This is a genomic window from Bradyrhizobium sp. WSM4873, assembly GCF_055811355.1.
Genome location: NZ_JBVVPS010000001.1, coordinates 763,800 through 784,801 on the forward strand (window position 1 = coordinate 763,800; position 21,002 = coordinate 784,801).

The following is a 21,002-nucleotide window of genomic DNA, read 5'->3' on the forward strand; positions in this document are numbered from 1 at the left end:
CCGAGAGCGCTCATCATCATCCCCTGTCATGCCACCGCTTGCGAGCGTGCGACAGAGCGACGGGCTCGGGATAGGGCCAGAGTTGTCGCAACGCACAGGACCGGTCCGCAACCAGCGCGGCGCGCCGAGGCACATTTTAGTGCAGCGCTGCCCGCATGGAGAGCAGGTCTGTGTGGATCGTTCCACGCGTGACAAGTGCAGCGCACCACGAATTTTCCCGGACGAAACGCCACATCCGCTGCACTGCAATCCGCGCGCCGCGCACGCACTGTCTAATTTGCAGGCGATCGACCGGCGCTACGGGCCATGCGATTGCTTATGAGCTATGCATGGCAGTCGGCTCAGCCTCTCTTTATTGTACGATCAGTAAGCGGTGGTTTTGCCCGCTCAACGCATCCCGACCAGGCGGCGCCAGCCGATGACGATGCCGGTGATGGAGAACAGAAAGCCGAGGGCGCAGAGCCCGACGACCAAACAGTCGCGCAGCAACGGATGCGCGACGAGGACCGGAAAATCCAGCGTGTGCAGCGCGCCGTAGAACCAGCGATAAGCCCGCCGCGACGAATCCAGCCTTTGCAGCACATTGCCATTGGCGCCGTCGATGTCGAACCAGAGGTCGCCGCAGTAGGAGCGGTAGACCGGGGCACCCGGAACGGTGGACTGCGCGGGATAGTCGTCATTGCCGGCAAGTACGGACGGTACGCCGCAGCCGGCCGCGAGGTGCGCGGTCAGCCCCTGGACCTCGTGCACATCCAGAAATCCCGTTGGTCCATCGCGGGGCACATCCCCTGCCTTGATCAATGTCTGACCGGCAAGGCCCGTCCGATCCCGCCGATAGAGATTGCCGTTGAAGGCAAACCATTCGATTTCACGGGCCGACGGCGACACAGGCTGCCGATCGAGCGATACAGCCACCGCCCAGTTCGGTGAAGCGTTCATCACGCTGGATTCAGCCGAGGTCAATTGCCCACGCGAGAACAGCCGCCCGTGATCCATGGAGAGCCAGCCACTGAAAATCCAGCTCAGCACGAACACCATCGCGGCGAGGCCGATGAGATGATGCAGCGCATGCCAGCCGCGATAGGGCGAGCCGATCAGACCGCCTCGAGGTTTGATCCGCGCGAGGCCGAGCACAGCGCCCAGCAATGCTGCGATCAGGGCCAGCAGCGACAAGGTCCAGACCACGCGATCCCACAGCGACCAATTACTTCGCAGGACTGTCGGATAGATCCAGTGCAGCACGCTGCCGACGAGATTCCAGGTCCGCTCGCTGCGCGTCGTATCCAGAACGATCTCGCCGGTGAGCGAGGAGACATAGACCTCCGTTCCGGCGGAGTCGCCGAGGGCAGCCTGAAACAAGGGCCGGTGGCGGTCAAAGCCGTTCGGCACGCTCCATTGGTCATAGTCCGAGCGCGCAACGATTGCGGCTCGCGCGGCATCCAGCCCACGGCTGCGGGCGTGATCTCGCGCGATGGCCAGCGCGACGTCGAATGATTTGACCGACGCGTCGGCCCCGTCGGAGGCGCGGACTGCGCCCGCGCGCGACGGCCCCGAGACGACATAGACCTGTCCGTCGCTGCGCTGGATCAGGCGAACGCGTGTCGCATCCGCGATCCCGCTCGCAGCCACCGCGTCGGCGACCGTGATCTTCATCTGCGCGCTAGCCAGCGGCACGAGCCCGGCAAAGCGTTCAGATTCCGTCAACGACGGAAACGGAACGAAGTGCATCACGATTCCCGTCGCGAACCACATCGCGAACAGCAGACAGAACGCGATCCCGAGCCATCGATGCAGCAGGACGATCGCGCGCATCATCGATCAGCGTCCTACCATTTGAACGCGGCCGAGACTTCATAGGTCCGCGGCGCGCCCAGCAGGATCTGGTCGGGATAGAACGGATCGCCCCAGATCGCGTAACGCTTGTCGGCGATGTTGCGCACCCGGAAGGTCAGGCGGGCCTGGTCGACTGCATCGAACACGGTCTTGGGGATGTCGACGAAGGCATAGACGTCCGCGACGGTATAGGCCTTCAGCGTCACGGTGTTGGCATCGGTGTTGTAGCGGTCGCCGACATGGCGGCCTGTGATGCCGAGCTCGACCGCCCAGGGCGTGAAGAACCGGTACGACGCGCCGGCATTGGCGACGACGCGCGGCACGTTCGGCGGCGTGTTGCCGGAGAACGAGCCGCCGACAAAATCGTAGTCGGCGTAGCGCGCATCGACATAGGCGATGTTGCCCCAGAGACGCAGAGGCTCGATCGGACGCACGGACGCGGCAAGCTCGACGCCCTTCGATTCCTGCCGTCCGGCAAGATTGAGCTGCATGCCGCCGGCCGCGGCATAGACGTTCTTGCGCAGGATGTCGTAGGCCGAGAACGACCACTCCGCCCGGTTGTCCCAGAACAGATGCTTGACGCCGGTCTCATAGGTGCGCGCGGTGGTCAGGTTGAGCGGATCGGTCGGATTGAGCAGGAAGATGTTGTTGGCTGCGAAGTCGGCGCCGGTCGCATATTGGCTGAAGAAGGTCAGGCCCGGAACGACTTCCCACGTATAGCCGATACGGCCGGTGGTCGGGGCCCACGATTGCGAGAACGGGAAGTTCGCCTTCTCCAGACCGAACTTGTCGGTCGAATTGCGGTCGAGCCCGATATGCTCGACGCGCAGGCCGCCGACTAGCGAAAAGCTGCGCGTGAGCTTCAGCCGGTCCTCGAATGACAGCGCCTCATTATCGATGCGCGCAGTCTGCTGCTGAATGGTGAGCAGGCCGTAATAGCCGCGAGGCGGATCGACCAGTGGAACGGAATCGCCGGGGAAATTCGCGGCGCCCGGCCTCACAAAATCAAGATAGCTTGAGGACAGCGTCGTGACCAAGCGGTTGTCAAAGCCGGCGATATTCGCATCCCAGATCAAGTCGGTGATGTTGCCGACCAGGCGTTGGCTGTGCGCGACATAGAAGCGCTCACGGTCCACCAGGTTCGTACCGGAATTGAACGCCTCGATCTCATTGTTGAACCAGGTGCGCTCTGCGCCGTAACCATAGGCCTGGCTTTTCAGCGTCAGGTCGGGCGCCAGCTTCAGCTCGAAACCGCCGCGCAGCCAGACCTCCTTCGCTACGTTCTTGTTGTCGAGCACGTTGTAGTTGGTGTTGAAGGTGCGGTCGTCGATCGTGACGGCCCCAAGATCAGTCTTGTTGAAATAACTGCCGGACACCATGCCCGTCGTCGCATGCGAGCCGCTGAAGGCGATCGGCACCAGCGGCGCACCCCAATAGGCTTTCGAGCGATCTTCGCGGTACTCGATCGCGCCCCAGACCTTGAGGCTGTCGGAGATGCGGTAGTTGAGCTGGCCCGACACGTCGAGCGTCTTGGTGTTGGTGTCGTCGGCAAAGCCATTGAGCGAGGAACGGCTGACGTCGAAGCGATAGTCCAGCCCCTGCACATTGGTGCTGCCGCCCGAGCCGTAATGCGCCCGGAACGAATTGAGCGAGTCCCAGGAGAAATCCGCCTCGTTCCGGATCGGACCGGTGTGCGGCTGCTTGGTGACGAAGTTGATCGCGCCGCCGGCGGCGCCCTCGCCTGACATCAGCGACGCCGGACCCTTCAGGAATTCGACGGCCTCCAGATTGGCCGTGTCGGTGATCCGCGAGGTCATGTTCTGCGGACCGATCTTGATGCCGTTGTAGAGCGTGTTGATCTGGCTGTTGGTGAAGCCGCGCATGGAGAAAGCCGAAGGCTCGGCCGGATTGTCGCCGGATGTGACGCCCACCGCGCCCTGCGCGACGTCGGACACGGTGCGGTAGCCCTGCTCGCGCATGGTTGCGGCCGAGATCACCTCCACGGTCGCGGGCGTTTCGCGCACGGTCAGGCCAAGGCGCGAGGCGCTTTCCGCAACGGTATTGGTGTTGAGCGGCGTCTGTGCTGCCGCGTTCGGCACGACAGGCTTAGGCGTTACAGATGCGACCGTTGGCCTGCGCGCAGCCGCGCGGCGCGGGCCCTGCGCCTCCCGCGCGGCGGGCTTGGCCGGCTTGCGGGATTGGACGGGCGTTACCTCGACCGGCGGCAGAGGTTCGCGGGCCTGCTGCGCCAGCGCGGCGGGCGGATCAAGCACGGCAAAGGATGTCAGCACGGCGGATGCGAGCAGGAACGCGCGCGGTCGTACAATACGAACAGGAGACACGGTCTTGGACCTCGGTATGACGTCAGTGGCACGTCACAGCGAACCAAGGTCCCATCTTCGGGCTTATAAGCCTTCCGATGAAGCCGAATGTCTGTACTCCCCGACCGACATCTTCGCGTGTGACCACGGCTGACGGCAGGTCTCCTGGCTCGCGGGTCAGTACCTTGCGTCGCCTTCCCGGGACCGAGACACCCAGTGGCACGTGACGCAAGATTCGCCGCTTACAGTTGCGGGGGCAGCCACGGCATTGGGGACAATGTCCCCGCACCGCATTCCCTTTTCATCCCCTCTCGGGGAAACCGTCGCGAGCATCTAGGATTACGATCCAGACAGAGTCAATGTATCAGTTGCCGCGTTAGTGCCACGGCGACCAATTTCCCTGGAGATAAGCATGGAAGGCGAGACCTTCCTCTGGCTGATACGACACGCGCCCGTCGATGGCGTCACGGGGACGATCCATGCGGCCGACGTGCCGGCCGATCTCGGCGATCGCGCGCAGCTGGAGGCGCTGCGGCAGCGCCTGCCGCGGGACGCCGCGCGCTATGCGAGCCCGTCGCGGCGCACGGTCGAAACGGCCCGCGCGCTGGGGCTCGAGCCGTTGCAGCTGGACGAATTCAGCGAGCAGAACTTTGGCGACTGGACCGGCCGTCGGCATGACGAACTCGCCGCGACCGGTGGCGAGGCCTATGCACGGTTCTGGAACGATGCGGCGCGCGGACGGCCCCCGGGCGGCGAAAGCTTTGAGGAACAGGTCGCGCGCGTCCGGCTAGGTTTGTCGAAGATCGGCACCGGGGCCGCAACGCTCGTCGTGCATTCCGGCACGATCCGCGCGGCGCTGTGCATCGCGCTGGATCTGACGCCACAAGCGGCGCTGCGCTTTGTAATCGATCCGCTGTCGCTGACGCGGATCGACCGGCTCGCGACCGGCTGGCGCGTCGTCTGCGTCAATCAACCGATGATTTGATCAGGCGGGACGATCAGGCACATTGGCCTGCGCAAAGGTCGCCATGCCGTTGTGGAGGGCGCAGGCCGACCGCACCAGCGGCAGCGCGATGGCTGCGCCCGACCCTTCGCCGAGCCTGAGATCGAGGCTGATCAGCGGCTGCACGTTCAGCGCGCGAAGCACCAGCCGATGTCCCTGCTCCGCCGACTGGTGCGAAGCCAGCAGGAACGGCTGGCACGACGGGTTGAGCCGCGCCGCCGCCAGCGCCGCGACCGACACGATGAAGCCGTCGATCAACACGGGGATGCAGCGCTGCGCTGCTGCGATAATTGCACCGCAGATGGCCGCGATCTCGAGGCCGCCGACGGCGCACAGGATCTTTTCGGGCGAAGCGCCTGCAATGCCATGGCGCGCGATCGCAGCGTCGATCACCCGCGCCTTGTGCGCACGGCCAGCCGCGTCGATGCCGGTGCCGCTGCCCGCGATCTCCTCCGCGCTCACGCCGAGCAAGCCGGCCGCGATCGCCGCCGATGTCGTGGTGTTGCCGATGCCCATCTCGCCGAAGATCAGAAGATCGGGCTGCCCGGCCTGCGCGCGCGTCACCGCACGTCGGCCGGCGTCGAACGCAAATGCCAGCTCCGTGGGGGTGAGCGCAGCTTCGACGCTGAAATCGCGCGTGCCGCTGCGCGGCTTGTCGGTCACGATTCCAGCCATCTCTTGCTGCGCCAGCGTGCCGGCGTCGACGACCTCCAGGTTGGAGCCCAGCTCGCGCGCGAGCACCGAGATCGCGGCGCCGCCGGAGGCGAAGTTCGCCAGCATCGCGATGGTCACTTCTTTCGGATAGGCCGAGACGCCCTGCGCGACGATGCCGTGATCGCCGGCGAAGATGATGATCGGCGCCCGCGCCGCGCGCGGCTGATCGGTTGCTTGCAGGCCCGCAAGCTCGATCGCGAGCTGCTCGAGCCGGCCGAGCGCGCCGGTCGGTTTCGTCAGTTGCGCCTGCCGCGCCACCGCCGCCTCGCGGTGGACTGCGGAGATATCGGGGCATTGTTGGGTGACCCATTCGGGGAGCATGCTGCCTCGCTTGCCTCACGGCCTGCGCTTGAGGATGTAACTGTCCATGATCCAGCCGTGCCGCTCGCGCGCCTCTTGCCGCACGGCGACGATACGGGAGCCGATCTCGGCCAGCGCGCCGGACATGATAATCTGATCGGGCATGCCGAGATAGGCCCCCCACCAGATGTGCAGGCCGGCCGGATCAAGCGACTGGAACGCCGTGCCGCCGTCGAGCATCACCACCACGGTATCGACACCTGCCGGCCAGCCACCATCGCGCAAGCGGCGTCCGGTCGTGACGAGAAAAGGCTCGCCGATGTCATTGAGCGGCAGCGCATGCGCCGCGCACAGCGCCTGGATCGAGGTGATGCCGGGAACGGCCTCGATCTTTGGCGAGGGATTGAGCCGCCGCGCAATGCGCAGCGAGGAATCATAAAGCGAGGGATCGCCCCAGATCAGCAGCGCGACTCTGCCCTCGCCTTCGAGATGATCTGCAATCGTCTGCGACCAGGCAGCGGCCACGGCATCGTGCCAATCGTCCACGCCCTTGCGATAGTCCGCTTCAGCGGCATCGCGGACCGGCAGATCGAACTCGGCGATACGCGTCGTGTCACTGGTGAGTACATCCGCGCAGATCGTCCGCCTGAGATCGGCGAGATCGGATTTTGCGGTTCCCTTGCGCGGGATCAGGACGAGATCGGCCGCGTTGATGGCAGTGATCGCGGCGCGCGTGAGCTGCTCGGGATCGCCGCAACCGATGCCTATCAAGGAGAGCGTGAGCATCGTGGCCGCGAAGAGCGGCCATCACGGCCGCCCTTTCGCTTGTCTCTAGGCCGCGTTGTGCAAACGCGGCGTGACGAGGCCGGCCGCGGTGACGCCGCGCAGCGACTTCGCCAGCGCCAGCACGCCAAGATCGGCGAGCGGCTCGATCACGATAACGAGCGCATAGGACGCCGCGAAGGTCGCGATGTTGGCGAGGTTGGTCGCACCGAAGCCCGATCCATAAATCGCCCAGAACGCCACCCAGGCGATGACACCGGCCTGATAGGTCGTCGAAAGCGCCAGCGCCTGGCGGTACTTCAGATCGACATAGGCCGTGTTGCGCGAAATGATCCGCGTGGCGATCGCCTGGATCCCGAACAGCGGCACCAGCAGCGTGGTGACGTTCATGCCATATTGCGGCAGGTCGGGCGGCTCGAAGAAGATGCCCTGGAACAGCAGGCCGAACGCGAGGCCGAAGGCCGCAGGCGCAGCTCCAAACAGCAGGAACAAGGTCGAGCCGAGGATGAAGTGCACTTCGGAGACGCCGACCGGGAAGTGCGGCAGGATCTCAAAGAAGATAAACACGAGTCCCGTGGTGGCGAACGTCCGCGCCGCGAACGACGTGATGCCCTGCTCGCGCACGGTCTCGACCGCGAGCTTCAAGGCAACGCCCCCCACGGCGATGCCGGTTGCGTAACTCAGCACGAGCTTGGCGTCCGAGACTAGTCCGGGTTCGATATGCATGGCTCAGATCCTTCTTGCCGTCACACCCGACGGCCTTGGCCTCAAAACGTGCACGGCCGGTCTCCTGGCTCGCGGTTCACTGGGAGTCTCCGGCCTTCCCGAGCCTTGCGGCCCAGTGGCTGATCGAAGTCCCTCACCGCTTACAGTCGCGGGGGCGGCTGGGGTTTTGGGCGCCGCAACTGGGTCCGCCCATCCCCATTCCCGATTATGCTCCGGCGCTTTGCGCCGCGTCGAGCACCATGCGTCTCCTGTGTGCCCCTTTCGCCAGCCGGACGTCAAGGGCCGAAGGGCGGCCGAGAGCGTCATGACGGATAATCCCCGGCCAGCGCGCCGAACAGGATGACGGCCGCCGTGGAGGCCGCTCCGCCCCGCGCAAGCTGCTCGGCAAGTTCAGAAATGGTGGTGCGGACCAGCCGCTCATCGGGACGGCCGAGCGATTCGGCAAACAACGCCGGCGTGGTTGGGGCGAGCCCGTGCTCGATCAATTTGACGACAAGCGCCGGAAACGTCCGCCGGCCCATATAGACCACGGTCGTCGCCTCCGGATCGGCCAGCGCCGCCCAATTGAGGTCTGGCGGCAGTTCGCCAGTGACGTCCGCCCCGGTCACGAACTGCACGCGGCGCGAGGTGTGACGCCGGGTCAGCGGAATGCCGGCTTGCGCGGCGGCGACACAGGCCGAGGTGACGCCGGGAATGATCTCGTAGCCGATGCCCGCTTCACGCAGCGTCTCGAGCTCCTCCTCGAGCCGGCCAAAGATGCCGGCATCGCCCGACTTCAATCGCACCACGCGCGCACCTGTTGCGGCGTAGTCGACCAGCAGGCGGTTGACGTGGTGCTGCTTGGTCGAGGCCCGTCCCGCCCGCTTTCCCACCGCGACGAGATTGGCACCGGGCCGGGCCAGATCGAGGATCGCGCCTGAAGCAAGATCGTCATAGAGCACGACGTCGGCCTCGCGCAGGCGCGCGGCACCCTTGAGCGTGAGGAGCTCGGGATCGCCGGGGCCGGCGGAGACGAAGGAAACAAAACCGCTCACCGATCCTCCGCGATCAGATGGAAGAACGTGCCGGTGGCTTGTCCCCGCCGCGAGCCGGTCTCGGCGATGACCGCGCCTGTCGCGTCGTGCACGACCGCCAGCGGCGTGTCGGGTTGCGCCAGGATCGTCGAATAGTGGAATTCGTGGCCACGCAGGCGTGCGCCGGCCTGATGACCCGGCATCGGCGTGGCAAGCTCGGCCAGACGATAGCCCAGATGCATGCGGCGTTTGGCAAAGCTCGTCTCCAGGCCGAGCAGCCCGGTCATCTCGTGGCTGATGCCCTCGGCGTCGGTCAAAGCGGTGCCCAGCACCATATAGCCTCCGCACTCACCGTGCACCGGGCGCGTTTCGGCGAAGGCGCGCAATCCGCTGCGGAAGCGCGCATTGGCCGCGATCTTGCCGGCGTGCAGCTCGGGATAGCCGCCAGGCAGCCAGCACACATCCGCGCCCGCATCGGGGCCTTCGTCAGCCAGCGGCGAGAATGTCGAGATCTCTGCGCCCGCCGCGCGCCACGCTTCCAGCATATGCGGATAGACGAAGGAGAATGCAGCGTCACGGGCGAGCGCAATGCGCTGGCCGGGCGGCGTCACGTTGACGCCGCTTGCGGCAGGTTGCGGCGACCAGGTGGCAGCCGAACGCAGCACTGCGTCGAGATCGACATGCTCGGCGACGAAGCGCGCGGCCTCGTCGATCAGCTTGCCGATTTCCGCCTGCTCCTCAGCCTGGACCAGCCCGAGATGCCGCTTCGGCAGACTGATCTCGGCATGGCGCGGCAGCGCGCCAAACACGGTGATGCCGGCGTCCAGCAGCGCACGTCGCACGAGGGCTTCGTGGCGCGGGCTGGCAACGCGATTGAGCACGACGCCTGCAAGGCGCACACCGGGACGGTAGTCACGAAGGCCAGCGGCGATCGCCGCCGCCGTTTGCGCCTGTCCCGAGGGATCGATCACCAGCAGCACCGGCCAGTCCAGCATCTCCGCGATGTCGGCGGTCGCCCCGGTGCCGCAGACGCCACGCGCGGCGACGCCGTCGAACAGGCCCATCGAGCCTTCGGCCAGCACGACATCGGCGTCAGTGCCGCGACTGACGAGATGCGAGATCGTCCCGCGATCCATCGCCCAGCTGTCGACGTTGACCGAGGCGCGTCCGGTCGCGGCTGCATGAAACGCGGGATCGATGTAATCGGGGCCGCTCTTGAAGCACTGCACCCGCAATCCGCTGTTGCGCCAGGCGCGGGCAAGGGCCAGCGTCAGCGTGGTTTTGCCGACACCGGAGGCCGGCGCGGAGATGACGAGCCCTGCCGCCATCACGACACCTCCGGAAAGCGCGGCTCGGCGCCCACCGGGCGATAGCGGCGGTCATAGTCGGCGGCATAGAGACGGCTCTCGGAAAAATCCGCAGCGCCGAGCGTCCTTCCGACCAGGATGAGCGCGGTGCGCTCCATCTCGCCGCCGACAGCAGCATCGAGCGTTGCGAGCGTGGCGCGGACGATGCGCTGGTCGGGCCAGCTCGCGCGCCAGACGATCGCGACCGGGCAGTCCCTGCCGTAATGCGGCGTCAGCTCGGCGACGACCTTGTCGAGCAGATGGATCGACAAATGAATCGCGAGCACCGCGCCGGTGGCGGCGAAGGCGGCGAGCTTCTCGCCTTCGGGCATCGCGCTGGCGCGGCCCGGCGTGCGCGTCAGCACCACCGTCTGGGCAAGGCCGGGCAGCGTCAGCTCGGCCTCCAGCGCAGCCGCGGCGGCCGAGAAAGAGGGAACGCCAGGCGTGACCGTGTAGGGAATGCCGAGCGCGCGCAGGCGGCGGAGCTGTTCGCCCATCGCCGACCAGATCGAGAGATCGCCGGAATGCAGCCGCGCGACGTCCTGGCCGCCGGCATGTGCGGCGGCGATCTCCGCGACGATCTCGTCGAGCGAGAGTGGCGCGGTGTTGACGATGCGCGCGCCGGGCGGGCAATGCGCCAAGACGCCTTCGGGGACAAGCGAGCCGGCATAGAGACAGACCGGACAGGCGGCGATGAGGTCGCGGCCGCGCAACGTCAGCAAGTCAGGGGCACCCGGCCCGGCGCCGATGAAATGCACCGTCATGCGCCGTCTCCTTCCGCGATTGCCGCGGTCGCGGTGCGGTCCTGAGAGACCACCCGCGTCGCGATCAATCGCGCACGAGGTCCGACTGCCGCGAGAGCCGCCGCTTCGGCGACTGATCCCGTCCCGAACTTTTCCGCGATGAGCTTTGACTGCGTCGGCGTCTCGATGCTGGCCAGCATTTCGGCGGCAATCCCCTTGATCGGCACGCCGCATTCGCGCGCAAGCTGCTTCAGTGCCTCCGCGTCGGCCTTGTCGCTCACCGTCGCGATAGCGGCGAGGCCTTCGGAACCGCCGGCCGCCAGCAGGGCCTCACGCAGCGACGCCAGCGTGACGTCCCGCTTGAATCCGAGCCCGGCGACCTTCATCGGACCGCACTCCATTGCACTACCGGCCGCGCCGCCTCCCATGACCGGTAGCGGCCGAGCGGAGCGGCGTGCGCAATCTCGACCCGCATCAAGTCGCCGCCGTGGCGCTGGTGCAGCTCACCCAGCAGCGCTTCCGTCTCCAACGTTACTGAATGCGCGACCAGCCGCGTACCGGGCGAGAGCCGCGACCAGATGGCGTCGAACATCGTAATGTCGAGCCCGCCGCCGATGAAAACGGCGTCAGGCCCGTCCAGCGCAGCAAGGGCCTCAGGCGCCTTTCCCGTGATGACTGTGATTCGATGCGCCAATCCGAACGCCGCCGCATTGTTGCGGATGCTCGCAACGCGATCCTCGCGCGCTTCGATGGCGATCGCCGTCCCGTCGCACAGCGCCCACTCAACCGAGATCGAACCGGAGCCGGCGCCGATGTCCCACAGCCGTTCACCGGGATGCGGCGCCAGCGCCGAGAGCGCCAGCGCGCGCACCGGCCGCTTGGTGATCTGACCATCATGGACGAAGAGATCGTCCGATAGTCCCGAACTGCGGGGAAGGCCCTGTGCCCCTCTCGCCTCCACGGCCACCGTGACCAGGCTCCCGGCAAGATCGCCTGCGAAGCTGTCGGCGCGATGCGCGTCGATACTTTCGCGCGGCCCGCCAAGCGCAGCGAGTGTCCAGAATGCCGAGGCACCCCATCCGCGCGCCGTCAGCCATTTCGCAAGATCACCGGCCGCCTTCGCGTCGCGCACGAGGCAAATGATGCGTGCACCTTGCGCCAGATGCGGCACGAGACGCTCGAATGGCGCGGCGTGCAGGCCAAGGCACGCCACGGACTCAAGACGCCAGCCCAAGCGCGCGGCTGCGAGCGAAAACGTTGACGGCGCGGAATGCGCGATCCACTCGCCCGCGTCCAGCTTTTCGGCGAGGCTCGCGCCAGCGCCGAACCAGAACGGGTCGCCGGAGGCGAGCACGACCGTTGGCACGCCGCGGCGGCTCAGCACGATCTCTGCATCGAACGGCACCGGCCATGGACGGCCGCGCCCGGTCGCGCCGGCTAGTGCAAGATGCCGTTCACCGCCAAAGACAGTTTCGGCATCACCAAGCGCCTTTCGGCTTGCTTCCGACAGGCCGGCGAGGCCATCTTCGCCGATACCGATGATGGTCAGCCAGGGATCAGCCATGACGCGCGCCCTCATTCTGGGCGGAACGGCCGACGCGAGCCTGCTCGCGGCTGAGATCGCGCGTGCCGGCATTAACGCCGTGTATTCTTATGGCGGCCGCACCCGCGCGCCCGCCGGTCAGCCGTTGCCGACGCGGATCGGCGGTTTTGGCGGCGTGAGCGGTCTTGTCGATTACATTGGTCGGGAAGGCATCACGCATGCGATCGACGCGACCCATCCCTTTGCCGCAGAGATGAGCCGCAATGCGGTTGCGGCATGCGCGGAGACCGGCACGCCGCTGATCGCTCTCGAACGTGCGCCCTGGACCAAAGTGCCCGGCGACAATTGGGTCGAAATACCTGATGTCAACGCCGCGGTCGCCGCACTGCCCGAGGCGGCGGCAAATGTGTTCCTCGCCATCGGCCGCCAGCACATCGCACCGTTCGCGACCAGGCCGCAGCACGCCTACACGCTGAGATTCGTCGATCCGCCCGAGGCGCCGCTGCCCTTCGCCGCGGACATCGTCGTGTCGCGTGGGCCGTTCACGCTTGAGGCCGAGCTGGAGATGCTGCGCGCGCGAGGCATCACCCGGATCGTGGCCCGCAATTCCGGTGGCAACGGCGCGCGCGCCAAGATCGACGCTGCGCGGGTACTCGGCCTGCCGGTGATCATGATCGCACGACCGCAACTGCCGGAACGATTGCGGGTCGAGAGCGTGGCCGAGATCATGCAGTGGCTCGGTCATCGCACCTGCCTCGGCGCATAGACCCAGCGGCCGACGCGGCGTGTCTGCGAGTTGCCGACGATCACCAGCGTGCGCATGTCGGCCATCTCGGGTCTAGCTTCGTTCAGCCTGACGGTCTCGATCCTTTCATCGGCGGCGCTGATCGCGCGCGCAAAAATCACAAGACGCTCGCCACAGCCGGCCTCGTTCAGCACCGCAAGCGCACGGCCAAATCCTTCCGGCCGGCTCGCCGAGCGCGGGTTGTACATCGCAATCGCAAAATCGGCTTCCGCGGCGAGCCGCAGGCGCCTCTCGATCACCGCCCAAGGCTTGAGATTGTCGGAGAGATTGATCGCACAGAAATCATGGCCGAGCGGCGCGCCCGCCCGCGCGGCAGCCGCCAGCATCGCGGTGATGCCGGGCAGCACACGGATCGGCAGCTCCTGCCATTGCGGCGCCTGTTCGAGCGCCTCGAACACGGCGGAGGCCATCGCGAAGACGCCGGGATCTCCGGAGGACACGATGACGACTTGCCCGCCTTCGGCCGCGAGCCGCAAGGCCTCGCTCGCGCGCTGCAGCTCTTCGCGATTGTCGGAGGGATGCAGCTTGAGTCCCGATCGCGGCGGCACGCGCGCGACATAGGGCGCGTAGCCCAGAATGTCGGTCGCGGCGGCAAGCGCGGCGGAGACTTCGGGCGTCACCAGCGCATCGCTGCCCGGTCCGAGGCCTGCGATGGTCAGCGTGCCCGTCATTCGGGGGCGTCCGGATGCCGGCCCTTGCCGTGCACGAGCACGATCGCGAAGTAGGGGCAATCGGCGGCATCGATCTCGGCGAGCCGCACCACGCGCTCGCCCGGCATGGTGCCGCGCTCGACCAACCAGGCGTCGTCCAGCCGTCCGGCGGACGCGAGCGCGCGGCGCACCTTTGCGAGATTGCGCCCGGTCTTCATGATCACGAGCGCATCGGAATCGCGCATGCGTCGTTCGAGCTCGTCCTCGGCGAGCGTGCCCATGAGCACCGTCGTCACGTCATCACCGAGCGCGATCGGCTGTCCCACGCCGTTCCAGCAGCCGACCATGCCGGGAATGCCGGCGATCACCTCGATCTCGACGCGGCCCTGCAGGCGCGTGTGCAGATGCATGAAGGAGCCGTAGAAGTAAGGATCGCCTTCGCAGAGCACGACGACATCGACCGCGCGCGCCAGCCGCGCCAGACGTTCCGCCCATTCGTCGTGGAAGCCGGCAAGCAGCTGGACATATTCAGGCGTGTCGAAGGCGATCTCGGTCGTAACAGGATATTCCATGGGATATTCGGTGACGTCGGCCGCCAACATGCCCTCGACGATGCGGCGTGCCTGACCGGGCCGGCCCTTCTTGCGGAAATACGCGACATGCCTCGCGCCGCGCACCGTGCGGTCGGCGCGCACGCTCATCATATCAGGATCACCGGGGCCGAGACCGCAGCAGATGATGCGTCCCATCGCTATTCGCTCCGGCTCGCCAACGCGTTCACGGCGGCGACCGTGATCGCGGACCCACCGAGGCGGCCTTCGACCGTGAGCGCGGCGACCTTCGGATCGGCCATCAGCGCAGCCTTGGATTCGGCCGCGCCGACAAAGCCGACGGGACAGCCGATGATCGCCGCGGGCCGCGGGCAGCTCCGGTCCTCCAGCATGTTGAGGAGATGAAACAACGCGGTCGGCGCGTTGCCGATCGCCACGACCGCGCCGTCGAGATGCGGCCGCCATAGCTCCAGGGCCGCAGCCGAACGGGTGTTGCGCATGGACTGCGCGAGCGCGGGAACGGTCTCGTCGCCCAGGGTGCAGATGACAGCGTTCGCCGCAGGAAGCCGCGCGCGCGTAATTCCTTCGGAGACCATGCGCGCGTCGCACAGGATCGGTGCGCCCTTCTGCAAGGCCGCGCGCGCAGCCACCGCCATGCCTGATGTGAAGCGGATATGCGCTTCGAGGCCGACCATGCCGGCGGCATGGATCATCCGCACCACCACCTGCTCCTCGTCCGGCGTGAAGCGCGCAAGATCGGCTTCGGCCCGGATGGTCGCAAAGGACTGCCGGTAGATCGCCGCGCCGTCGGTCTCGTAAATGTGCGGCATCAGTGCCCTCCCATCAGGATGGAGGGATCTCTGACGATGTCGTCGCGGTTCAACCCCCGCAGGATGGGCTCATCGCGCGTCGACCCCGCACGCACGAGGTCGAAGCCGGCGCTGGTCGCAACCAGAGTGATGGCGGCGGGACCGGAATGGGCGCAGCCCTTGGCACAGCCGGAGACGTGGAGCCGTGCGGCCGCGCCGATGTTCGGCGCCAGGGCCGCGGCAAGGTCGCGGGTATCGGCATGCGCCTCGCGACAGCGTGGCGCACCGCTACAGGCGATGACGCGCAGCGCAGGGTCGTAGGCCTCGGTGATAAGACCGGTCGCGCTCGGCATCGCGCGCTTGCCCTCGCTCAAAACCATCCGCCACGGCGTCATGCGCAGCGCATGTCCGCAACCGGCGAACTGGTTGAACGTTGCATGCGCCATCTGTCCGAAGGCGACGCCAACCATCGCACCTTGCGCATAGAGGCCGGGACGCGCCGCGGCCATAATCGGCGCCGGCTCGGCCTCGCTGCGCAATTCCGCGGGCAAAATTGCACCAGTGGCAAGATGCGCCGCCATCCGCCCTCGCCCGCCTCTGGCGCCGCCCGAGGTCACGAACCAGTCGGCGAATGCGAGAGCGGTGATCACGGCCTCGCCACGCGCGACGGAGCGGCCGAGTTTGGCGCCATCTGCCCGCACCAGCAGGCCGCCGGACTGATCGCGCTCGATCCGCACGTCCGCGGAATCGCCCGCCAACACGCGTGAGGTGCCGTCATCGATGGCGAAGCCGAACTTGGTTGGAAGTTCGAGCGTGCTATCTGCAAGCGCCTCCTCGAGCTCGGCGGCGAGCGATTGGGTTGCGTCCCCGCTACGCCAGAACGGCGTCACGAGGATGTTGCGACGGGATTCGGTGTCGGCGTCCGGGTCGAGCAGCGCCAGTTGCGAAAGGCCGTCGAGCAGCAGCCTGTGGCTGGTCTCGTTGACGCCCCTGATCTGGAGATTCGCCCGGCTGGTCACGTCGATCAGGCCGTTGCCATGGCGCTCGGCAAGATGGGCCAGTCCGGAGATCTGTGCCGCGTCGAGCCGCCCGCCGAACGGACGCACGCGGACCACGAGCCCGTCGCCCGATTGCATCGGGCGCAGCGCGCCGGGACACCAGCCCTTGACCACCGAAGCGCTCATGAGGCCTCCCGCAGCGCAGCCGCAATCGAATTGCGGCGCGTTCGCCATAGCGAGGCCTCGTGCAGGCGCGTGAAACACGACTCCATCGCGACGAGTGCCGCCGGGTTTTCGCGGGCCATGAAGGCCCGGACGTCCTCACTGCCGAGCGTCGCATCGTAGTAGAGGTCGAACAGATGCGGCGGCACGGCGCCGGCCAGATGCGCGAAGGCGGCCATGTGCTCGAGCGTTGCAGTGATCTCGGCCGCCCCGCGAAATCCGTGGCGCATCATGCCCGCGATCCAGGCCGGATTGGCCGCGCGCGCGCGTACCACCCGCGAGATTTCCTCGGTCAGCGTACGCGCATGCGGCTGCTCGGGGCGCGTCGCATCGAGATGATAGAGCGATGGTCCTGTCGCACCGAGATGGGCTGCGGCGGCCGCAATGCCGGCCTCATGCGCGGCATAGTCGGCCGCGAGCAGAAGATCGGTTTCCGGCAGATCCTGCACGTGCACAAAAGCATCGGCCGATGCGAGCCGCTTCTCGATCCCGGCACGATCGAGCCTGATCTCGCCGTCGGCCGAGAACGCCCATGACGAGGCCGAGAGCCACGCTTCGCCGGCGGCCTCGCGCGTCTCGGGCGTGAAGGCGTCCGGGATTGCCGAGAGGCCCACACCGTATTGTCCGGGACGCGGCGCGAACACGCGCGATGTGCGATGGCGATATGGATTTTCATCGCCCTCGTCCTCCCGGGCCGACAGCGCCTCGGCTGCCGCCTCGAACAATTGCGCAAGGCCCGAGAAGACGTCGCGAAACAGGCCCGAGACACGCAGCGTGACGTCGATGCGGGCCCGGCCAAGCTCGGCAGGCGCGATGATGTCGTAGCCGGTCACACGGCCGGAAGCGTGATCCCAGCGCGGCGCAAGACCAGCCAGATGCAGCGCCATGGCAAACTCTTCGCCTGCGGTGCGCATCGTCGCCGAGCCCCAGAGATCGACGACAAGGCCCTTCGGCCAGTCGCCGTGATCCTGCAAATGGCGGCGCAGCAGCTCTTCCGCGAGCTTGATGCCTTGAGCATGCGCCGACGGCGTCGGCACCGCGCGCGGATCGACGGCAAAGAGATTGCGTCCCGTAGGCAGCACGTCCTGGCGGCCGCGATAGGGTGAGCCTGACGGCCCCGGCGCCACGCGCTGTCCTGCAAGCGCGGCCCGCAAGGCGTCGCGTTCCGCGTCGCCGCAGGGGCCGCGGCCGAACACGTGGAGGCCGTCGCCGAACTGACTTTCCTTGAGATCGCAGACGAAGCGATCGATCCGCGGGATCGCTTCGGCCGGCGCGGCCGCTGCATCGAGGCCAAGATCGTCTTCGAGGCCGGCCGCGCGCGCCTCGTCACGGATCGCGGCGATCAGACGCTGGCGGCGGCCGGGATCGAGGCCATCGGCCGTCGAGTACTCGTCGAGGAGCTGTTCGAGCCTGCGCAGCCCGTCCGGCACCGCTGATGCTGCGAGCTGCGGCGGCATATGGCCGATCGTGACGGCACCCAGGCGACGCTTGGCCTGCGCGGCCTCGCCGGGATCGTTGACGATGAAGGGATAGATGATCGGCAGATCGCCAATCAGGGCTTCCGGCCAGCACGCCTGCGACAGCGCCACGGATTTTCCGGGCAGCCATTCCAGCGTGCCGTGCGCGCCCATGTGCACGACGGCATCACAGCCCTGCGCTCGGAGCCAGAGATAGAACGCGACATAGGCATGGCGCGGCGTGCGGGCGAGATCGTGATAGTCGGCATCGCGCGTGGTCGCATCGCCACGCTCCGGCTGAACCGCGATGATCGACCGGCCGCATTGAATCGCGGCGAAATGGAACGCGCCGTCGCGACAACCCGGATCCTTCTCCGGCGCGCCCCAGGCTTGCGCGAGATCATCCTGCAAGACTTGCGGAAGGCGCGACAGCGCCGCACGGTAATCGGCAACGCTCCAGCTCAGGGTCTGCTTGAGCAGCGTCTCGCCAAGTCCATGGACAGGCGCAATATCGAAGCCGGTCTCCGCGAGGTCGGACACCAGGGCCTCGACCGAGGCTAGCGCATCGAGACCCACCGCGTGCGCGATCTGATGCGGGCGGCCCGGATAGTTGGAGAGCACGAGTGCCATGCGCTTGTCGGCGGCCGGCTTCTCGGCAAGGCGACGCCAGGCCGCAACGCGCGCGGCGACGGCCTTCACGCGCTCCCCGTCGGGCCTGTGTGCCAGATGCGAAAATTGCAAATCGGGATCGCGCATCGCTGCCGACTTGAAGCTCACCACGCCCGCAAACAGGCGGCCGTCGACCTCGGGCAGCACCACATGCATCGCGAGGTCGCCGGGCGACAGGCCGCGGAGAGAACTCGCCCAGTCCTCGCGGCGTGCCGTGGAGAGCGCGACCTGGAATACCGGGCAGGATGCGGCATCGAACGGCGTCGTGCCGTCGTCGCCCATCGCCGAGAACGCCGTCGCATTGACGATCGCGGCCGGAGGATTTTGCGCCAGATACTCGCGCAACCAATCCGCAACCCCCGCGGCTTTCAGCGAGGTGACGAACACACCATGCGCGTCGAACCCCTTCTCGCGCAATGCGGCGATCAGGGCATCGACCGGGCCAGTGTCGGCCGCGGTGAGATAGGAGCGATAGAAGGCCACGAGCGCTCGCGGCCTGCCCTCACCCAACGCCGGCGCGGCAATGACACCGCGCGCCGGATCGTAAAAGCCCATCTCGGGAACGGTCGTCTCCCCGATCACGGGGCCGGCATAGAGGCCCGAGGCCAGTGCAAGCTGCGCGATCGCGGCTTGCGATGCGACGGGGCCGCCGGTGTCGCAGAGCACCTTGAGCCGTCGCAGCGTCGAGACCGGCAGGGTCGAATATTCATCTAGCCGCGCGTCGTCGCGGCCGTCGGCCGGCAATACGGCCAGCACGATGCCGCGCTCCTTCGCCAGTTGCTGCAGGGCCGCGAGCCCATACGACCAATAGGATTCCCCGCCGATCAGACGCACGAGGATGCCGCGCGCCTGCGCCAGCGTGCGTTCGATATAGGTGTCGACGGAGAGCGGATGACGGAGTTCGGCGAGATTGACGAGCCGTAGCGACGGCAGGCTGTTGCGGCCACGGCGCCAGCCGGCCGCGAATGCGGCAAGATCGGAATCCGAATACGAGAGCACCACGAGATCGGCCGGGTCCTGGCCGATGTCCCTTGGTATCGCGGTCTCCTCGAGACCGCGGCTCTCGCGGAAGACGACGTGCATCAGATGCTGAGTCCTGCCCTGATCGCGGCCTCGTCGATATCGCCGTGCTCGCCGATCACGACGAGCTTTGATCGCCTCGCACCCACGCCCCAAGGCTTGTCGAACTGGTGGCGCACGCGCTCGCCGACCGCTTGCAGCAAGAGGCGCATCGGCTTGCCTTCCATCGCGATGTAACCTTTGACGCGCAGCACATTCTGCTCGCGCGCCAGACGCTGAACGGATGCAACCAGCGCGTCGATATCGGTGACCTCAGGAAGATCGATCACGACGGACGCAAAATCGTCGTGCTCGTGATCCTCCTCGCCGTCGTGATGCGAGGGACGCGCGGCGAGATCGTTCTCGGCGGCAGCACCGAGACCGAGGATGAGACGCGCGTCGATCGCGCCGTCGGTGATCGCAAGCATCGGGACGCGACGCGGCATCTCGGCGGTGATCGCCGCCTTGGCCGCTTCGAGACCTGCCGCGCCCGCAAGGTCCGCCTTGGTCAACAGCACGATATCGGCGCAGGCGATCTGGTCCTCGAACACTTCCGACAGCGGGGTCTCGTGATCGAGATTTTCATCGGCCGCACGCTGCGCCTCGACGGCCGCAGGGTCGGGCGCGAAACGGCCGGCGGCGACAGCTTCGGCGTCGGCCAGCGCGATCACGCCGTCGACCGTGATGCGCGAACGGATCTCCGGCCAGTCGAATGCCTTCAGCAGCGGCTTGGGCAACGCCAGGCCCGAGGTCTCGATCAGGATGTGATCGGGCCGCACCGGCCGCGACAGCAGCTTCTCCATGGTCGGAATGAAATCGTCAGCGACGGTGCAGCAGATGCAGCCATTCGCGAGCTCGATGATGTTCTCTTCCGGGCAATTCGCATCGGCGCAGGATTTCAGAATTTCGCCATCGACGCCCTCGCTGCCGAACTCGTTGACGAGCACCGCGAGCTTCCTGCCGTTGGCATTGGCAAGCAGATGCTGGATCAGCGTGGTCTTGCCGGAGCCGAGAAAGCCCGTGACGACCGTGACCGGGACTTTTGCGAGCGAATTCATTCGGCGGCCTCCGGCACGATGGCCAAGGGGAAAATGGGGGGAATGCGGGCAAGCGATTGCTTGCGGAATATCTCCGGGCGGCTGCGCCAGGGCACGAGGCCATCGGGTGCGGCCGCATAGGCCGCGGCGCCCGCGACCACGTCGCTCGCATGCGCATCCGAGAGGCGACCATAGACATAGGACCAGCGGCCGGGTGCGCTGAGCGCGACCGAGCAACCCTGGTTGCACGCAGACAGGCATTCGACGGGAACCACGCTGACGCCGTCGGGCACACCGGCCTCGAGGATCGCACCATGCAGGCGCTTGCCGGGAGTCGTCTCGCCCTCGCCAAGGGTCTCGCCGGCACGGCAGGTGATGCAGACATGAAGTGTGACGGTCATCGCTTCTTCCAGAATAAAC

The 21,002-nt window shown here is 66.9% G+C and carries 19 protein-coding genes and 2 riboswitches; of the genes, 2 read left to right on the top strand and 17 right to left on the bottom strand.

Going from position 1 to position 21,002, the window contains the following annotated elements; genetic code table 11:
• Positions 1-387: 387 nt before the first annotated feature.
• Entirely contained in the window at positions 388-1,815 is a 1,428-nt protein-coding gene (locus AC0L21_RS03690; RefSeq protein ID WP_473258210.1) for a PepSY domain-containing protein, read from the bottom strand.
• Between the two features lie 11 nt (positions 1,816-1,826).
• Positions 1,827-4,175: a TonB-dependent receptor gene (locus tag AC0L21_RS03695; RefSeq protein ID WP_473258212.1), complete on the bottom strand. Its 2,349-nt coding sequence runs from the start codon at positions 4,173-4,175 to the stop codon at positions 1,827-1,829.
• 117 nt (positions 4,176-4,292) lie between these two features.
• Positions 4,293-4,494, bottom strand: a riboswitch (cobalamin riboswitch).
• A 72-nt stretch (positions 4,495-4,566) separates the two neighbouring features.
• Here AC0L21_RS03695 and AC0L21_RS03700 point away from each other — a divergent pair.
• Positions 4,567-5,139: a histidine phosphatase family protein gene (locus AC0L21_RS03700; protein WP_473258214.1), complete on the top strand. Its 573-nt coding sequence runs from the start codon at positions 4,567-4,569 to the stop codon at positions 5,137-5,139.
• Here the strand turns inward: AC0L21_RS03700 and cobT are convergent, their stop codons facing one another.
• The 8 genes from cobT to cbiT all read right to left on the bottom strand — a co-directional run bounded on the left by cobT (position 5,140) and on the right by cbiT (position 12,346).
• A complete protein-coding gene (cobT, locus tag AC0L21_RS03705; protein ID WP_473258216.1) occupies positions 5,140-6,192 on the bottom strand; it encodes a nicotinate-nucleotide--dimethylbenzimidazole phosphoribosyltransferase in 1,053 nt (350 codons plus the stop codon).
• A 15-nt stretch (positions 6,193-6,207) separates the two neighbouring features.
• Positions 6,208-6,957: a precorrin-6A synthase (deacetylating) gene (gene cobF, locus AC0L21_RS03710; protein ID WP_473258219.1), complete on the bottom strand. Its 750-nt coding sequence runs from the start codon at positions 6,955-6,957 to the stop codon at positions 6,208-6,210.
• A 45-nt stretch (positions 6,958-7,002) separates the two neighbouring features.
• The gene (locus AC0L21_RS03715; protein WP_473258222.1) at positions 7,003-7,680 is read right to left on the bottom strand and encodes an energy-coupling factor ABC transporter permease; all 678 of its coding nucleotides are present in this window, start codon (positions 7,678-7,680) and stop codon (positions 7,003-7,005) included.
• A 37-nt stretch (positions 7,681-7,717) separates the two neighbouring features.
• Positions 7,718-7,937, bottom strand: a riboswitch (cobalamin riboswitch).
• A 45-nt stretch (positions 7,938-7,982) separates the two neighbouring features.
• Entirely contained in the window at positions 7,983-8,714 is a 732-nt protein-coding gene (cobA, locus tag AC0L21_RS03720; RefSeq protein ID WP_473258224.1) for a uroporphyrinogen-III C-methyltransferase, read from the bottom strand.
• Positions 8,711-10,021: a cobyrinate a,c-diamide synthase gene (locus AC0L21_RS03725; protein WP_473258226.1), complete on the bottom strand. Its 1,311-nt coding sequence runs from the start codon at positions 10,019-10,021 to the stop codon at positions 8,711-8,713. Before AC0L21_RS03725 ends, cobA begins: the two co-directional genes overlap by 4 nt.
• Complete coding sequence (cobM, locus tag AC0L21_RS03730; protein ID WP_473258228.1) at positions 10,021-10,803, bottom strand: precorrin-4 C(11)-methyltransferase; 783 nt, start codon at positions 10,801-10,803, stop codon at positions 10,021-10,023. Before cobM ends, AC0L21_RS03725 begins: the two co-directional genes overlap by 1 nt.
• The gene (locus AC0L21_RS03735; protein ID WP_473258230.1) at positions 10,800-11,168 is read right to left on the bottom strand and encodes a cobalamin biosynthesis protein; all 369 of its coding nucleotides are present in this window, start codon (positions 11,166-11,168) and stop codon (positions 10,800-10,802) included. The genes cobM and AC0L21_RS03735 overlap by 4 nt, the downstream gene beginning before the upstream one ends.
• Complete coding sequence (cbiT, locus tag AC0L21_RS03740) at positions 11,165-12,346, bottom strand: precorrin-6Y C5,15-methyltransferase (decarboxylating) subunit CbiT (RefSeq protein WP_473258234.1); 1,182 nt, start codon at positions 12,344-12,346, stop codon at positions 11,165-11,167. The genes AC0L21_RS03735 and cbiT overlap by 4 nt, the downstream gene beginning before the upstream one ends.
• Here cbiT and AC0L21_RS03745 point away from each other — a divergent pair.
• A complete protein-coding gene (locus AC0L21_RS03745; RefSeq protein WP_473258237.1) occupies positions 12,345-13,091 on the top strand; it encodes a cobalt-precorrin-6A reductase in 747 nt (248 codons plus the stop codon). The genes cbiT and AC0L21_RS03745 overlap by 2 nt on opposite strands.
• Here the strand turns inward: AC0L21_RS03745 and cobJ are convergent.
• Genes cobJ through AC0L21_RS03780 form a run of 7 tightly spaced genes read right to left on the bottom strand, consistent with a single transcriptional unit; the run spans position 13,067 to position 20,983 of the window.
• Positions 13,067-13,801, bottom strand: a complete 735-nt coding sequence (gene cobJ, locus AC0L21_RS03750) for a precorrin-3B C(17)-methyltransferase (RefSeq protein ID WP_473258239.1) — start codon at positions 13,799-13,801, stop codon at positions 13,067-13,069. The genes AC0L21_RS03745 and cobJ overlap by 25 nt on opposite strands.
• Complete coding sequence (locus AC0L21_RS03755) at positions 13,798-14,529, bottom strand: precorrin-2 C(20)-methyltransferase (protein ID WP_473258241.1); 732 nt, start codon at positions 14,527-14,529, stop codon at positions 13,798-13,800. Before AC0L21_RS03755 ends, cobJ begins: the two co-directional genes overlap by 4 nt.
• A 2-nt stretch (positions 14,530-14,531) precedes the next feature.
• On the bottom strand, positions 14,532-15,161 hold the full coding sequence (locus AC0L21_RS03760; protein WP_473258243.1) for a precorrin-8X methylmutase: 630 nt from the start codon (positions 15,159-15,161) through the stop codon (positions 14,532-14,534).
• The gene (gene cobG / locus AC0L21_RS03765) at positions 15,161-16,324 is read right to left on the bottom strand and encodes a precorrin-3B synthase (RefSeq protein WP_473258246.1); all 1,164 of its coding nucleotides are present in this window, start codon (positions 16,322-16,324) and stop codon (positions 15,161-15,163) included. Before cobG ends, AC0L21_RS03760 begins: the two co-directional genes overlap by 1 nt.
• Positions 16,321-19,569, bottom strand: coding sequence for a cobaltochelatase subunit CobN (cobN, locus tag AC0L21_RS03770; protein ID WP_473258248.1), 3,249 nt, complete (start codon positions 19,567-19,569; stop codon positions 16,321-16,323). Before cobN ends, cobG begins: the two co-directional genes overlap by 4 nt.
• Positions 19,569-20,603, bottom strand: a complete 1,035-nt coding sequence (gene cobW / locus AC0L21_RS03775; protein ID WP_473258251.1) for a cobalamin biosynthesis protein CobW — start codon at positions 20,601-20,603, stop codon at positions 19,569-19,571. The genes cobN and cobW overlap by 1 nt, the downstream gene beginning before the upstream one ends.
• Positions 20,600-20,983, bottom strand: coding sequence for a DUF1636 family protein (locus tag AC0L21_RS03780; protein ID WP_473258253.1), 384 nt, complete (start codon positions 20,981-20,983; stop codon positions 20,600-20,602). Before AC0L21_RS03780 ends, cobW begins: the two co-directional genes overlap by 4 nt.
• Between the last annotated feature and the right edge of the window lie 19 nt (positions 20,984-21,002).